The sequence below is a fragment of the Roseibium sp. HPY-6 genome, from assembly GCF_040530035.1.
In the GTDB taxonomy this organism is placed as follows: domain Bacteria; phylum Pseudomonadota; class Alphaproteobacteria; order Rhizobiales; family Stappiaceae; genus Roseibium.
Genome location: NZ_JBEWCD010000002.1, coordinates 1,844,353 through 1,859,735, shown reverse-complemented (window position 1 = coordinate 1,859,735; position 15,383 = coordinate 1,844,353). Strand labels below are relative to the sequence as shown.

14 protein-coding genes are annotated in these 15,383 nt (G+C 56.4%); 8 read left to right on the top strand and 6 right to left on the bottom strand.

Going from position 1 to position 15,383, the window contains the following annotated elements; translation table 11 throughout:
* Positions 1-44 precede the first annotated feature (44 nt).
* A complete protein-coding gene (locus tag ABVF61_RS19845) occupies positions 45-362 on the top strand; it encodes a hypothetical protein (RefSeq protein ID WP_353995260.1) in 318 nt (105 codons plus the stop codon).
* 41 nt (positions 363-403) lie between these two features.
* On the opposite strand, the gene ABVF61_RS19840 is transcribed toward ABVF61_RS19845, so the two are convergent.
* A complete protein-coding gene (locus tag ABVF61_RS19840; protein ID WP_353995259.1) occupies positions 404-874 on the bottom strand; it encodes a DM13 domain-containing protein in 471 nt (156 codons plus the stop codon).
* A gap of 592 nt (positions 875-1,466) precedes the next feature.
* Here ABVF61_RS19840 and ABVF61_RS19835 point away from each other — a divergent pair.
* Positions 1,467-4,196, top strand: coding sequence for an autotransporter outer membrane beta-barrel domain-containing protein (locus ABVF61_RS19835; protein ID WP_353995258.1), 2,730 nt, complete (start codon positions 1,467-1,469; stop codon positions 4,194-4,196).
* 220 nt (positions 4,197-4,416) lie between these two features.
* On the opposite strand, the gene ABVF61_RS19830 is transcribed toward ABVF61_RS19835, so the two are convergent.
* Positions 4,417-5,892 carry a helicase HerA domain-containing protein gene (locus ABVF61_RS19830; protein ID WP_353995257.1) on the bottom strand — a complete coding sequence of 492 codons (1,476 nt, stop codon included), beginning with the start codon at positions 5,890-5,892 and terminating at the stop codon, positions 4,417-4,419.
* A gap of 227 nt (positions 5,893-6,119) precedes the next feature.
* Between ABVF61_RS19830 and ABVF61_RS19825 the strand changes: the two genes are divergently transcribed.
* Complete coding sequence (locus tag ABVF61_RS19825; RefSeq protein WP_353995256.1) at positions 6,120-6,776, top strand: cupin domain-containing protein; 657 nt, start codon at positions 6,120-6,122, stop codon at positions 6,774-6,776.
* 10 nt (positions 6,777-6,786) lie between these two features.
* On the opposite strand, the gene ABVF61_RS19820 is transcribed toward ABVF61_RS19825, so the two are convergent.
* The 3 genes from ABVF61_RS19820 to ABVF61_RS19810 all read right to left on the bottom strand — a co-directional run bounded on the left by ABVF61_RS19820 (position 6,787) and on the right by ABVF61_RS19810 (position 9,090).
* Positions 6,787-7,323 (bottom strand): DUF2867 domain-containing protein, encoded by a 537-nt coding sequence (locus tag ABVF61_RS19820; protein ID WP_353995255.1) that lies wholly within the window; start codon positions 7,321-7,323, stop codon positions 6,787-6,789.
* Between the two features lie 161 nt (positions 7,324-7,484).
* Positions 7,485-8,069: a nitroreductase family protein gene (locus ABVF61_RS19815; protein WP_353995254.1), complete on the bottom strand. Its 585-nt coding sequence runs from the start codon at positions 8,067-8,069 to the stop codon at positions 7,485-7,487.
* A gap of 100 nt (positions 8,070-8,169) precedes the next feature.
* On the bottom strand, positions 8,170-9,090 hold the full coding sequence (locus ABVF61_RS19810) for a DMT family transporter (protein WP_353995253.1): 921 nt from the start codon (positions 9,088-9,090) through the stop codon (positions 8,170-8,172).
* A gap of 30 nt (positions 9,091-9,120) precedes the next feature.
* On the opposite strand from ABVF61_RS19810, the gene ABVF61_RS19805 reads away from it, so the two are divergent.
* The 3 genes from ABVF61_RS19805 to trhA all read left to right on the top strand — a co-directional run bounded on the left by ABVF61_RS19805 (position 9,121) and on the right by trhA (position 12,244).
* Positions 9,121-10,122 carry a LysR family transcriptional regulator gene (locus ABVF61_RS19805; protein ID WP_353995252.1) on the top strand — a complete coding sequence of 334 codons (1,002 nt, stop codon included), beginning with the start codon at positions 9,121-9,123 and terminating at the stop codon, positions 10,120-10,122.
* 109 nt (positions 10,123-10,231) lie between these two features.
* The gene (locus ABVF61_RS19800) at positions 10,232-11,584 is read left to right on the top strand and encodes an MFS transporter (protein ID WP_353995251.1); all 1,353 of its coding nucleotides are present in this window, start codon (positions 10,232-10,234) and stop codon (positions 11,582-11,584) included.
* Positions 11,585-11,599: 15 nt separating this feature from the next.
* Positions 11,600-12,244: a PAQR family membrane homeostasis protein TrhA gene (gene trhA / locus ABVF61_RS19795; RefSeq protein ID WP_353995250.1), complete on the top strand. Its 645-nt coding sequence runs from the start codon at positions 11,600-11,602 to the stop codon at positions 12,242-12,244.
* A 20-nt stretch (positions 12,245-12,264) separates the two neighbouring features.
* Here the strand turns inward: trhA and ABVF61_RS19790 are convergent, their stop codons facing one another.
* Positions 12,265-12,993 carry a L,D-transpeptidase family protein gene (locus ABVF61_RS19790; protein WP_502949982.1) on the bottom strand — a complete coding sequence of 243 codons (729 nt, stop codon included), beginning with the start codon at positions 12,991-12,993 and terminating at the stop codon, positions 12,265-12,267.
* A 159-nt stretch (positions 12,994-13,152) separates the two neighbouring features.
* Here ABVF61_RS19790 and ABVF61_RS19785 point away from each other — a divergent pair, with 159 nt between their 5' ends.
* Complete coding sequence (locus ABVF61_RS19785) at positions 13,153-14,220, top strand: dipeptidase (RefSeq protein ID WP_353995249.1); 1,068 nt, start codon at positions 13,153-13,155, stop codon at positions 14,218-14,220.
* Between the two features lie 350 nt (positions 14,221-14,570).
* Complete coding sequence (locus ABVF61_RS19780; protein WP_353995248.1) at positions 14,571-15,374, top strand: GntR family transcriptional regulator; 804 nt, start codon at positions 14,571-14,573, stop codon at positions 15,372-15,374.
* Positions 15,375-15,383: the final 9 nt, after the last annotated feature.

Below are 15,383 nucleotides of genomic sequence, written 5' to 3'. Positions count from 1 at the left end.
GGATTGCGGTAAAAAGAACAAAATGGGAACATCTGAGGTAAGAGATGCAGTTTGTCAGCCCTTTGCAAGGCCATTCTTCCGTTGTCCTGTCGTCAGAGGCAGCCGGTTCCGAAGTACCCCCGGCAACAGACGTGACACCTGAAGATGTGCGCCGCATGATCATCTATCTGCGCAAGGCAAAGGACCGGGCGATCGCCATTCGTGAGCAAAGCCCGGCAGGTAGCTACATGGAAAGCGTTCTGGTCAGAACTATTGATGGCATTACACTTGAACTCTCTCAGCTCGACTACCTGCTTGCCCGCAGTCCGGTTAAAGCAGTCGACGCCAGATTGTCCGCAAGGCGCATGCGGCCCGCGATCTGATCATCCGGACAGTCCACGAAACCTTTGCCGCGTTGAATCCGTCAGCGGTACTTGGCAGCTGTGATGAATTCCCCAAAGGCCTCGCACCAGACCAGCACAGTGTTGTAGTCGTCGATGCTCACCGTCTCGGGCACATCGACAATAAAGCCGTCGAACGTCTTGATGTCACCAAGCTGCACAGCGCTTTCCTTCACGGCCTCAAAACCGGCCTCGTCCTCAACGAATTCCTTGACCAGATAGAGCTTGTAGTCGGGACCGGGTGACAACTCTCCCTTATGTACGATCCGCTGGGGAGAAATACTGACCGTGCCCTCACCCCAATGCAGGAAATCACTACCGGCAAGGTCTCTTGTCAAGCTGGCCTCATACTGTGCGCCCGCGGCCGCCTCGGTCAGAACAGCTTCGTCCGGCCCCTGGGGCTCCGTCAGGATTGGCAGGAAATACACCCCGAGGGCGAAGCCAACGGCCAGAACGGCGCCATGGGATACCAAAAGCAAAGTCAGCCGGATCATGTCGGGTCCTCAACATCACATTGACGTGTGCCACACTTAGGCAGCGCCGGCGGGCGTTCAACCAAAAACCTTTATGACGTTTCCGTGCGCCGCAGTTTATGTGTTCCGCGAGCCCATCCTGAACTAAGACCACCGCCTCGACTCCCGGTGCTGTCTGCCAGGTTGGATTGCCTTAGCTTCAGCCCCATAGAGCGGGTATTCAAATCAGTTGACGTCTGTTTCAAGCTCCCGGACAGAGTTAGTCAATGTCTGATGGGTAACTCAGGCTTGGCGCTGAAGCGTTTTTTGAAGTTGCAGCCGCATTTGCGGGCGGACACCGTAAGCAAAGCTCCTATCAGAGACCGTCAGGTGATCAGCGGCATTGTTGCAAGCGGGAGACCGTTATGGACGCCTCGCAGCCAAAGAGAAATAGCTGTTCTGATTGAGGTAAGTAAGCGATCCAAACCAGTTGTACTTTGAGATGACATATCGGAGCCGGGAACTGCCATCTAACAGCACCAGATGCTGGTAAAAGTATCGAGCTTTTTCGAGGCGTCGGCTTGCGGATTGCCGCAAACATGCTTAACCCTCTATTGAAACCGGAGGGGCATCAATGTCAGGCATCTTTGCAGCGGAACTGATCTATCCGGGGCATACAGCCAAGCGCATTACTCAATCTGGCGATGCATCTTTGGCTGAGTTGGATGCTTCAATGCCGCTTCGCAATCTTCTTCTTGCGACAGCGGCAGGTGCAGGTGTTCTCATTGGCCATTCACAACCTGTGACAGCGCAAACAGTCATCCCTCCAAGTTCTGGTTCATGTATCGTTTCGGGCACCAGTGCGACGTGTACCGGGGACGTGTCGTCGGGCGTCGCTGCCAGCGCACCTCTCACAACGCTCAACGTGAACAATCTGACGCAGGACATTGCTCCCGCCTCCGGAGTGGATGGCATCGACCTTACCAGCACAACGGCGCAGGATATTACTATCGATGTCGATTTGGGGTCATCATCGATCACTTCGACCGGCGCATCCAATGGTATCGACGCCCGGCTTGGTGTCTTCCTTGGTAACGTCGACGGAAACATAACGGTCACTTCCGAGGGGACCGTAACTGGAGGTCGTGATGGCATAAACGCCGATCACTTTGGCAACGGCAACACGACGATCACCTCCACTGGTGCGATTACGGCTGGCACAGGGAACGGTATTGACGCGAGCAGGGAAGGAGGCGACGGCGCAATCACAATAACCAATACGGGCGATATCGACGCTAACGGTGATGGCATCAATGCATTTTTACGCCTGGAAGGCAGTGTCACCGTAACGTCCACCGGCAATATTACCACCCAAAGCGGCATTGGAATTGATGCTACTGGAGGAAGTGCCGCGAGTACCGTCGTTACGTCCGTGGGCAACATCACCGCGAATAGCGAGGGCATTGAGGCATCTTCCGAAAACAGTGTCACGGTGAATTCTACCGGTAACGTTTATTCAGCAACGAGGACTGGCATTGAGGCCGAGGTCGATACCGGATCTGCGACCGTCACTTCCTCAGGTGACGTAACTTCTGCCGTGGGCGACGCCTTGCGGATAGACGTCAACACTTCCGGCACCAGCACCGTTAATCTGATGAGTGGAGCAATTGACGGCGGAACCGGGACAGGCTCAGGTGTTTCGTTCGAAGGTGCTGCCGGGGTCTCAAATACGCTCAACAACTATGCATCCATAACAGCTCAATCGGGTCTTGCGCTGAGCGGGGAGAATGGTGACGAACTAATCAACAACTCCGGCACGATCACCGGCAATGTGACCCTTGGTGCAGGGACCAACACGTTCAACAACCTCTCAGCTGGTGTCTTCAATTCCGGAACAACCGTTACGCTTGGAGCGGGAAACAGTTTGACCAATGCCGGTAACCTCTCTCCAGGCGGGGCATCTGCAGTCAGCAACACCGCATTGACCGGGGATCTTACGCAAACCAGCAGCGGAACGACGACAATCACAGTGGATACGACTGCGGGAACGGCAGACCGAATCGATGTGAGCGGATCTGCCTCTTTCAACGGTACGATCACACCGCAATTGATTAATCTCACGGCAGGCCAACAAACGACCACCATCGTCTCGGCTTCCGGTGGCACGGTGAATGCCGGCCTTGCCCTCGCGACCGGTCCCGCCCTGCAGGCAAGTCTTTCGTATCCGAATGCAAACGACATTGTTCTCAGTACGTCGATTGATTTGGCTGTTGGCGGCCTGAATTCCAATCAAGCCAGTGTTGCTAACAGTCTGAATACGGCACTCAGTGCGGGGCCGGGAGACACGGAGCCCATTTTGAGCGCTCTTGTGAATGGCGTTTTCAGTATGGGAGCATATCAGGAGGCGCTTGACCAACTGTCGGCAGAGGTTTTTCTAAACACTGAAACCGCGTCTCTCTTTGCGGCAAACGACTTTTCCAACCTGCTGTTTTCCTGCGACGTTGCCGGGGACGGTTCAACCGCGATCAGTGAAGGTCAGTGCGTCTGGGTTCGCCCGCACGGCCGGTTTACAAGACGGAACGACAGTAACAGTACCGTCGGGTTTCAAGAAAACACTGGAGGTCTTGCAGCCGGTGTTCAGGTGGAATTTGCTCCAAGTTGGTATGCTGGCCTTGGGCTCGGATATGAGCGCTTCTCACTGAGCACAAATGCGGATGCCGACAGCGACGGTAACCGCTTTACTGCCGGTGCAACACTTAAATTTCAAAATGGTCCTTTCCTGTTGGCTGCCGCGGTAAGCGGAGGCATCGACAGCTACAACACAGACCGGACCATCAACTTCGGCGGCTTAGATCTTGTTGCCGCTTCTGATCACAATGTTTCTCATGTAACCGCACAGGCTCGTGCCGCATATTTGCTCACGCACGAAACGTGGTTCTTTACGCCCCAGCTTGATGTGAATGTCACACACCTCAATCGTGGTGGCGTTACCGAGAGTGGTGGCGGCGGCGCAAATTTGAGCGTTTCAGGCAATTCAGATACCTACGTTTCTATTTCACCCGCAGTGGAAATCGGCAATGAGATCGAGCTGTTTGAGAACAGTCTTCTGCGGCCCTATGTCAGAGCCGGACTGAGCTATTATCCTGACAGTGACAATGCTGTCGCAGCAAGATTTGCAAACGCTCCGGCTGGTACCAGCGCGTTTACCAACTCTTCGGATTTTGGAGATGTGTTTGCCGATGTCGCCGTTGGGGCCACGGCGTTTTTAAACGAAGGTGCAACGCTGAAGGTCTCATACGACGGTTTGTTCTCATCAGACACCCAGCAACACGGATTTTCGCTCAAGGGAAGCTTGAGGTTCTGATCCGTCCTTAGGAGCGTCGTTGCGACGCGCGTGCTCTTGCGTGATTAAGCGCAATAGGCTGCTTTAGAGCATCTCTTCAACAATGGTTGTCGTACTTTAATTTCTTGCGAGCCATCTAACGAGAGTGTCAAACAACTCAGTTCACTCTGCCCGGCTCACTGACCGCTATGCCGTGCTTGAACGGCGGCGGCTGCAGCAAAAAAGGTCGTAGCGCTCAAACCTAGGCAGCCGCTTCATCGCCCGGCGCCGTCTGCCAGCCGAGATCGGTCAGGGTCACGATCCGGTTACCGCGCAGATCCGTAGCGCAGACCAGAAAGCCCCGTTCTTCCATGTGGCTCAACAACCAACGCGCACGCCCGGGAGAGCGTGTTCCATAGGCCGTTGCAATCTCTAAGTTGCCAGGGCACGGCGCCTTTGCCAGCGCGGCTTTGGCAAGCAACAGATAGACCCCGCGCATGTCTTCCGGAAGTTCGGCTGCGATCAACTCGGCCTGGGACCAGGCGCTGTCGTCCATCTCGCCCTTTTCAACGCCTGCCCGGGCAACGGACAGTTTTTCCCGGAACGACTGCAGGTCGGGCGCGCCTCCGGCCAGCTTTGCGATCCGGCAGCGGACCTGAAAATCCTGGTAGAGCGTTGCAATCGGCTGGAAAGCAGCGTCTTCGTCTTCAAGAATGCCCGCAATGATCTCGGCGATTCTGTCTTCACGCTCACTGAAATCCAGCAGATTTTCAGGCTGCGGCGCCGTTTCGCCGCTCGCCTGTTCCGCACTGGAAAGCTGATCGAGAACATCGCCCGTCGACACGACCGGTTCGATATAGCGTTGACGGACGGGTGCGGCTTCGCCCTCTGATCGCGTGAAAATGAGATCCTTCGCCTCTTCTTTGGGCTGTTCGGGCAAAGGCATCAGTTTCGGGCTGCCGCCGCGCCCCATTGTCTCGACCGGGCCGATCTTGATCGGGACCGGACGGCGCGACAAAGCGGGTCCGAGGGCTATGAAATTGCCCCTGTCGAGATTTCGGAAACTCTCGGCCTGCCGGCGCTCCATACCCAGCAGATCCGCTGCGCGTGCCATATCGATGTCCAGAAACGTGCGCCCCATCAGAAAGTTCGAAGCTTCCGCGGCAACGTTTTTGGCCAGTTTTGCCAATCTCTGCGTCGCGATGATCCCGGCAAGGCCGCGTTTGCGTCCACGGCACATCAGGTTCGTCATGGCCCCGAGCGAGCGCCTGCGCGCTTCTTCAGTCACCTCGCCTGCCGCCGCCGGTGCAAACAGCTGTGCTTCATCGACAACCACAACCATCGGATACCAAAGGTCGCGGTCCGCGTCGAATAGGCCATCCAGAAATGTGGCGGCCGCCTTCATCTGACGGTCCGCATCGAGGCCTTCAAGATTGAGAACAACCGACACGCGGTGCTGGCGAACCCTGCCAGCAATCATCTGCAGGTCTTTTTCTGTGCCGACGGCATCGACTACGACATGGCCGAACTTTTCTGCCAGCGACACGAAATCGCCTTCAGGATCAATGATTGCCTGTTGCACCCAGCTTGCCGACTGTTCCAGCAATCGCCGCAAAAGATGTGATTTTCCAGAGCCTGAATTGCCCTGCACGAGAAGACGTGTTGCCAGCAGCTCTTCCAGATCGAGTCCGGCCCGCGCACCGCTCGTCATTTCTCCGATATCGATCTCAACTGTCATGCAACATTGTCCGGCGTCGGGTGCGCCGCAAATTCTCCGTGACCCTTTTTATTCAGGATCCGAGTCAGCACGATTCCTGTGTGGTTGCAAAGTCCGCACAGCCGGAATCCGTCGTTTTCCCAGAAATCCTCAGTACGTGATTTAGATAATCAATACCCTTTCGCCCTTCACAAGACGGCTGTCTACTCCATCTTAAATTAAGGTGAACCGGGTGCGGGAGAGAGTTTATGAAAATCCACTCTGACTTGAGCAAACGCGCAGTCGTGGAGAGCACAAAGCTGGATTGGATCGCCTCCCCCATGAAAGGTGTTGAACGGCGCATGCTGGAACGGGACGGCGGAGAAGTCGCACGTGCCACCAGCCTTGTGAAATACGCGCCGGGATCGGCTTTTTCCGCACACACGCATGATCTCGGAGAAGAGTTTCTGGTGCTGGACGGGGTCTTTTCAGATGAGACCGGCGACTTTCCGGAAGGCATGTATGTGCGCAATCCGCCAGGCTCCCGCCATATCCCTTCCAGTGCTCCTGGTGCCGTGATCCTTGTTAAACTGCGTCAGATGCTGCCGGAGGACACGGCGTACATTCGTGTCGATACAAACGACCCCGCCGGCTGGCAGGCCGGGCGTGCCGGCGAGACCATCCTGCCGCTGTTCATTCGTCCGGACGAAGAAGTTGTGATGCTGACCTGGGAACGCGGCGCACGGTTTTCCGCCCAGTCATTTCCCGGCGGCGTGGAATATTACGTTCTTGAAGGCAGCTTTGAAGACCAGAACGGCCGATACAATGCAGGAACCTGGCTCCGCCTTCCTCCGGACAGCATTCAGAACATAAAGACCCATCACGGCACGCGGGTCTGGCGGAAGACCGGTCATCTTGCGATTTGAAGATCAGCACCTATGCGGCACTGGTCATCTTCTGCGCAACGGCATTGTCGAGAACAGTGGACGCAATCTTCTTGTGAAATGGCAGGATCAGCGCGAGATAGGCATGTCCGAACAGGTTATGGCGCTTGCAGCAAGTCGACGCATAGACCCGTGGCCGGTCGCCCTGCCGGCGAAAGAGCGACAGCCTGAAGTCCTGATGCCAGTCGTCTTCTCCCAGAATGATCTCGTTGTCGCTGACCCGGAAGATCCGGAAAAAGCCGATCCGGTCACCCGGCTGGCGTTCACCGACAGGTGTGTCTGACTGTTCGAGCGCCAAGTCGTCGGTTGTTTTCAATCCAAGCGGCTTCACAACCTTGTCGCGCAGGCTCAAGAGCGCATTCATCCAGCCGATATCCGCCATCAGCATATGGTCGGCAAGAACGCGAATGTCGACTTCCTGAAGATCCGGGCGCCCCTCGAGCGAGACTGAAAACACATCCAAGTAATCGCGCGGCGAATAATAGGTATGAAGGACGCTTTCGTTCGGCAACGTGTCGGAAACGCTCATGATCGTGATCTCCTGGGTACACCGCTCGCAAGGATAGCCGATCCTTCGATGCACCGCGCCGCGCGCTTTGACACACCTTGATCAACTCGAGCAACGAAAATGACTTCGTGCGAAGCCGCATCATTTGCGAACTGCTATCAGCTGCGCCACCAGTAATCGGATCAGCCCCAGCGTCCGGCAAAGGCGATTTCGTTCAACGGCTTGCGCTGGCTTGGCGTCTCGCGGTCCCGCAAGCTTTCGGGCAGATTTCCAGGGTCCCCGCGTTTGCCGATCGCGATGGCAACTTCCGGTTTGAAACGCTCTGGCACGCCAAGCCGGTCATGGATCTCGTCCCTCATGATCCCGGCCATTGCGTGGGTATGATAGCCGAGTTCGGTCGCCTGCAGCGCGACGTGAGCCCAGGCCGTTCCGGCGTCGAAGGAATGGGTTCCGCTCGCGCGGTTCGGCTTGCCGTTCTTGCCGTCAACTTCGGTATCGGAAAACAGATACAAGAGTGCCGAAGCATGCTGGGCCCAATCGAGATTGAACGGGTTGAGCAGCGCGACAAGCGTCTGCCAGTGTTCGTCCTGCCGGCGCGCAAAGACAAAGCGCCAGGGTTGAATGTTGAAAGCAGACGGAGCCCATCGTGCCGCCTCGAGAATTATTTTCAGGTCGGTTTCCGGCATGTCGGAAGCATCGAACGCACGCGGTGACCAGCGCTCGATGAACAGGTCCTTTACGGGATGATCGGGATTGCGATCAGACATGAATGTAATCTCCTAAACGATCCGGGCTTCTAACTTGTCCGGGCGGATGGGAGATATCTGTTTTTTACAATCATTTCCAGAAACACGGTGCAACGACAGATCAATTGACGGCGACCGGCCGTGCTGACCTCGCCGGGCCCGCTCCAGGCGCCGGTGCCACCACAATGGCCGAAAGAACAAGAACGGCGCAAATCAGCTCGAGCAACCCGAAATTTTCACCGAAGACGAGCCAGCCGATGAGAAACATCGTAGGGAGTTCAAAACTCCCGGCCGCGGCTGTGCGCATCGGACCGATCTTCTGGCAGGCAATCGTATACATGAGCTGCGGGATCAGCGCGGTGATCAGACCCATGAGTATCACGAGCCACCAGCCGTTCAGCGTCGAGGGCAGAATTGCGCCGCCACTTTCGTGAATGGCAATCGGAAGGAGCCCTAAGATCGAACCGATCAAGGTGCTGACTGCGCGTTCCAGCGCGCTGAGATCGCTGGCCAGGCCACTCAGGACAACGATCAGAAAACCAAACGCAACGGGTGTCGGAATTGCCCAGATCAGCGCGGTAAAGACCTCCGGAGACAAGGATGCGGGGTCAAGCAGGAGCGCAGCCGCGCCAATGACGAGCCCTACCGCTGCAAAGGCTCGCCAGGACAGCGCCTGCTTGAGCAACACCCATGCGAAGAATGCAGCGAAAGCGGGGTAAGACATATAGACCACACCGGCGGCCGCCAGCGGCGCGACGCTGATTGCTTCCACGTATCCGATCATGCTGAGTGCGAAAACGGCTCCCGCGCCCGCCAGCAAAAGGGCCGGACCGCGCTTGTGCCGGGCTCTCGGAACGAAAGGCAGCAGAACGAGGACCGAGATGCCATAGCGATAGAGCGCGATCGTCGCTGCACCGGTTCCCATATCCTGCAATTCGCGGACAAAAACGGGCACAAGTCCGAAACAAAGTGCAGCCACGATGATCGTGAGCGTTGCTACTGCCGGACTGAAGCTGAAGCGAGGGAGTAAGCGGTTTGACATGCATTCCTGTTACCTCGCATTTCACTACAAATGAAATTCTTAGTTTTCATTTGTTTCATGAAGTGTTTTCATACACCCATGATCCCAAAGCTTGCCATTCACCATCTGACTCTGCTTTCCGCCATTCAGGAAACCGGAAGCATGACGCTTTCCGCCGCACGTCTTGGTATTACCCAGTCGGCGGCCTCTCACCGGCTGCGTGAAGCGGAGCGCCGGGTTGGCCTGACGCTCGTCCAGCGCGGTGAAACAGGCTTGCATCTGACGCCAGGAGGCGAGCGGCTGCGCCGCCTCGGAGAAACGTTCCTGGCGGAACTGTTTAGGCTCGAGCAGGAACTTGAAGCTTCAGAACAGCAGAAACGTCTGCTTGTGCGGTTGGGTCAGGCGACCTACAGCCGATACCACTGGTTTCCGGCCTTCCTCGAATATCTTGAAAAGGAAGACCGGGGACTGACGGTTGACCTGTCAGCCAGCGCGACGTCGCATCCGCTCGCATCGCTGGTGAACGGGTCGGTTGATGTGTCGCTCGTCTTCGGGCGTGAGCCGGCCCATGCCCAGTTCACGTCCGTCAAACTCGGATCGGACCCGATTGTGGCGGTCATGTCGAGAAATCATCCGCTTGCCGCAGAACCGGTCGTCAACAGCCTCAATATGGGCGATGAACGCTTTTTCGTGTACCCGCTTGCCGCAGAACCCGGCTTTGACTGGACAACGCTTCTCGGCCCGCCCGTGGAACCCTTCAGACGCCTGACGTCGATGCCGACACCGGAGGCGGTCATCGATCTGGTACGCGCCAACTTCGGAGTTGCTCTGTTCAGTCAATGGGCCATCGAACCGGAGCTGGCAGACGGCACCCTGGTTGCCAAACCAATTGCCGATGATGGCATGTTTCTCGACTGGTGGTGTGTCAGGCGGGCTTCAGATCCTGACGACAGTCCTGCCGCCATTCTGGCGGACACGCTTTTAACCTGGAGCAAGCTGTCCGACCGGGCGCTTTCCACGTTGGGGTTCGGTACGGAAGAAACCGCCTCCTGAAATCCTGTTGTAAAATCAGCTATGTTAATCTCTCGATGGTGACTTAAGGTAAAAATCGTTTTGTGGACATGTCAGCCAATGTCCCGCCAGGCATTAGGAACGTCGCAGAATGGCACTACCTGAAAAAGAGCGTAAACGGGGCCTTGTCCTTGCCGTTGGGTGCCTCGGCGGTCTTGTTATGCTCGATGAGACTGTCCTGGGCGTTTCGCTGCCGGCCATACGGGACCACTTCCAGCTTTCGGCGACAACAACACACTGGATCATCAACGCTTACATGCTCGCGTTCACCTGCTTTGCCGCGGTCGGGGGCAAAGCGATTGATCTGTTCGGCTTCCGCCCCGCACTCATCGCCTGCAGCATCGTTTTCGCGGCCTCGAGCCTCGTCGCCGGCTTTTCGGAAAACATTGCCATCCTGATTTCGATGCGGGTCGTCCAGGGCTTCTGCGCCGCGATCATGTTTCCCATGACACTTGCGGCGGCAACACTGACCTTTGATGAAAACGAGCGGGGCCGAGCGATCGGAACCCTCGCCTCGATGGCGACGATTTTTCTGGCGGCAGGTCCGCTGCTTGGGGGCATCCTGACGGACTTTCTGTCCTGGCGCTGGGTCTTCTGGATCAACATCCCCGTTGTTGTCGCAGGATGTACTCTTGCCTGCATCCTCTGGCGCAACCCGGAAAACCCGCGCCCCCGTCCGATGATTGACCCGATCGGCCTGGTTCTTCTTCTGATCGGACTTACGGCCTTCATCTTCGGTCTGATGGAAGGTCCGGACTTCGGTTGGATATCACCCGTTATTGCCGGAACGATCGTCGGTGGAATCGTTGGACTTGCAATCTTTGCTGTTTACGAATCCCGAACGGCCAAACCGCTCATCGACGTACGCCTTTTCAAACTGCCCCCGTTTCACGCAAGTACAATGATTATCCTGCTCACGCAGATGAGCAAGATTGTGGTCGCCATCTACGTGCCGCACTTTCTCCAGCTCGAATTGTCCTATTCCGCGTTCTGGGCAGGACTTGGCACAGTCATCGCGGTTCTTCCGATGCCGATCCTGGCCGCACCTGCCGGAAAATTTTCGGATAAGTATGGGTCACGCAAACCGGTGCTCGTTTCAATGGCCTTGCTTGCCGTCTCCTGCATTCTGATCGGCCTTGTTATGCTCCTCGAAAATTATTGGGTACTGGCGCTGACCTTGCTTCTTTGGGGTGTTTTCTTGCCATTTGCGATGATCCCGACCGGGCGCATTGCCGCAAACGCAGTGCCGAGGGACAAACAGGGCGAAGTCAGCGGCCTCATCATCAGCGCACGGCTTGTCGGCGGCACACTCGGCGTAACGCTTGGAAGCGTGCTTTTGGCGATGGGCGCGGATTTCACCTCGATATTCGTGACCATGGGCGTCCTGATCGCGCTGGCCTGTGCCTACAGCTCCATCGCACTGGAACATGATTCAACGCCATAGCCAGGGAACAGCTGCATGACGGAATTCAGGACGCAGAGCCTTGCAGAGATGATTGCCGACGGAGCAATTCACGCGTTAGGCATCTGCCTCGGTCTCACCGCTTCGATTATCCTTGCAGTGACCTTGTGGAACAACGAAGACCCCACGCGGCAAATCACAGTCATGATTTATGCTGCCTGCCTGATGACGATGCTCATCTGTTCCGCGCTCTACAACATGCTTGCCAAGGATCACAAGTCAGGCCTCCTGAGGCGACTTGATCACGCCGCAATTTTCCTCATGATCGCGGGAACTTACACACCGCTTGCCGCCGTTATCATTGGCGGCTGGACTGGCGGCATTCTGCTTGCGGTCGTCTGGACAGGTGCGCTCACGGGGGCTCTGCTCAAACTGTTCCATCTGTCACGCACCGAGCGGTTGACGGTGCCGATTTATCTCGGCCTCGGCTGGGTGGTTGTATTTGCTGCCAATCCCCTGATCGAGAAAGCCTCGAGTTTCGGCTTCTACATGATCCTCGCGGGCGGCGTTCTCTACACGACCGGCACGATCTTTTACGCCTGGAAACGCCTTCCGTTTCAAAACGCCATCTGGCATGCATTCGTGCTTGCCGCCGCCGTTTGCCATTTCGGCGCGGTTCTGCACGATGTGGCGCTAACCTGAGGACGTCTTCGCGACCGGCGTTACGCTTCCGCGTTGGGGTCCTTGCCGAGAACAACCACCTTCGTACGCAGCGGGACACGGTTGAAGAGATCGATCACGTCCTGCTGCCACATCCGGATACAGCCGGACGAAACGCTCTTGCCAATAGAAGACGGCTGGTTTGTCCCATGGATACGGTAGAGCGTATCTGTTGAACCCTGCCAAAGATCCATGGCGCGTGCGCCAAGCGGGTTTCTCAAGCCGGGCGGAAATCCTTTTTCCCAGTACCGTTCCAAAGAAGGCTTGCGCGCAATCATCTCCCGTGGAGGACGCCAGATCGGATGTTCCCGCTTGACGCGGATCAGTGCCTCTCCGTTCCAGGCAAATCCGGCCCGGCCGACACCAATGCCGTAGCGAAGTGCTTTTTTGTTGCCGAGCGTCCAGTAAAGGTAGTTGTTGTAAGGGTCGACAATGATCGTGCCCGGCATCTCGCGGGTTCTGTACTCCACGACCTGACGCAGGTAGCTCTCGTCAAAGTTCTGATAGTTCACTGCCGGCCACGTGAAATCGCCATCAGGCAGCTCCGCATAGGCAGTGGCATAGTCGAAATTCTCGTCCGGCAATTCCGCCTGATCCGGCAGGCCGACCACCGTCTGGCACCCGGTAAGGGCAGCACCTGCAAGCAAAACGCTGCCTGTCATCAATGTGCGGCGTGAGAGCAGTCCAGTCTCGGTCACAGACAAATTCTCCTTCAGCGGCAAGTGTCGCATCGTGACGCCCAAAAAATCCGGCCCTTTTCTTGGGCCAGGTTTTCAACAGTTGCAAGTCACATTCTGACAAGCGCCTTACATTCTGTGCATGAATGCCTAGATTGGGTTCACAACCCTGTCATCCCCTTTCGGGTTCCAAGCTTCATTCAAGGACATTTCGTGCCAAACGACGTTTCAAACACCCTGTTTCCCGTTTTCGATGGTCACAACGACACGCTGCTCAAACTCGAGATTGACGCGATCAAAGGTCAGGAGCGCAGCTTTTTCGATCGTACGGACAAGGGCCACATCGATTTCGAACGTGCACGGGAGGCACATTTCGCCGGCGGTCTTTTCGCCATGTTTGTCCCGTCCAATCCGGATCAGGATTTCTCCAAGGCTTTTGACCCCAACAACCCTGTGAATTTTCAGGAAGTGCCGCAGGACCAGGCACTCGCGTTCACAAATCGGCTGTTTGAACGCGCCGAAAGCATTGCGGCTGCATCATCTGGTTCCGTTGTCATCTGCAAGTCACCGGACGAAAACTTGGAAACCGTGAACGCCGGGAAAATAGCGGTCAGCCTCCATATCGAAGGCGCTGAAGCGATTGATACGGATTTCCGCGCCCTTGAGGACTTTTATCAGCGGGGCTTGCGCTCCATCGGTCTGGTGTGGAGCCGCGCAAACGCGTTTGGATACGGTGTTCCGATGTCTCACCCGGCGTCGCCGGATATCGGCCCCGGTCTGACAGATGCCGGGCGCGAGCTTGTCAGGACGTGCAACAAGCTTGGCATTCTCCTGGACGTTTCACACCTCAATGAAAAGGGCTTCTGGGATCTTGCGAAGATCACGGACAGACCGATTGTCGCCAGCCATTCCAATGCGCATGCCATTTGCGCAAGCAGCAGAAACCTTACGGACGCGCAGCTGGCTGCCATCAAGGAAAGCGGTGGGCTTGTCGGCGTGAATTTTCACGTCGGGTTTCTCCGGCCCGACGGCGGCTACAAAAAGGACACTTCCCTGGATGTTGTTGCGGATCACATCGCCTATCTGACCGATCATCTGGGCGAAGACCATGTCGGTTTGGGTTCCGATTTCGACGGCTGCATGCCGCCGAAAGATCTTCATGACGTGACCGGCCTTCCTTTGCTTTTCGACCGGTTGAGAGCACGCGGCTTCAGCACGCAATCGCTTGAGAGACTTGCATGCCGCAACTGGATATCAATGCTGGAGCAGGCTGCCGCCTAGACTGGAGCGTGCCCAGACACTCCTCGCAGGCTTGTTGAACGCAACGGCGGGTTGCTCGCGATTATGTTACTGGAGATCCGGCTTTGAGGGTTGCCAACCTCTAACACCGTCGTTGTTATCGATATCAGCAAATTTGACAGTCGTTTAAGTATCTATGCTGCCGCTGCGTATTTTTGGCGCAAATCCTGTTTCTGGTGCGGCATGTCCCCGAGAAATGCGGACAGACCATACGATACGGAAAGAAGGCTGAAAAACTTGGGCTGACGCCATTGACCGACTGACTGCCGCTGGCGGAAAATCGGCCAATAGTGCGAGTGTCCTATCCGACTTTCAGCCTTGGGACACTTCTGGTGCAGCAAAAATCTGATGCCAGTGGCGGGGGCAACAAAGTGACCATTGACGTTGCTGCGGAAAAGACGTCGCAAGCAAGAGATGTTTCGGGTGACAAGCGTACCCGCAAGTCAGAGTTTGTGTTTCAGGATCTGAAGGGCAGAATTCTGACAGGGCAGTTGACTCCGGACAGTCCGATGACCGAGCAAATGTTTGCGAAGGACTATGCTTGCTCACAAAGCACGATACGGGAAGCCCTCATGCTTTTGCAGGAATGCGGGCTTGTGGTTCGAAGGGGCTATCAGGGAACCTTTGTGACAGATCCGTCCGTGTCTGAGGCCATGCTGCTGCTACGGCTCAGGGTCAGCATCGAAACCACCGGTCTGATTGAAGCTGCAGAGGCGATTTCTGCAGACGATCTTGCCGAATTGCGCAAGCTTGACCAGCAGTTCCTGGAATCGCGCCGTCTGCGAGACACGTTCGCCTGCGCAGAAATCGACAGGGATTTTCACCTTCAGATTTTCAAGCGCGCCGGCATGACGGCCCTGGAGCCGATGCTCGTAAGAACTGCCATGATGCTACAACGGATCATGCTACCCAACCCGAGACCGGACGATTCCTGGACACACCCCAACGTCGTACAGCACGAGAACGTCCTGGATGCCCTGGAAGCAAAAGACGTCGACACCGCAACCCAGTCCCTGAAGTCGCACATTTTTGCGAGTGCGACCCTGCTGGCGCCGCGCTACTATGGCAACGATCCGGAACGACTGCAGGCGCTTTGTGAAAAGGAACCGGACCAGATTTTTCTGGAAACGCACTGAGCTTCAGAT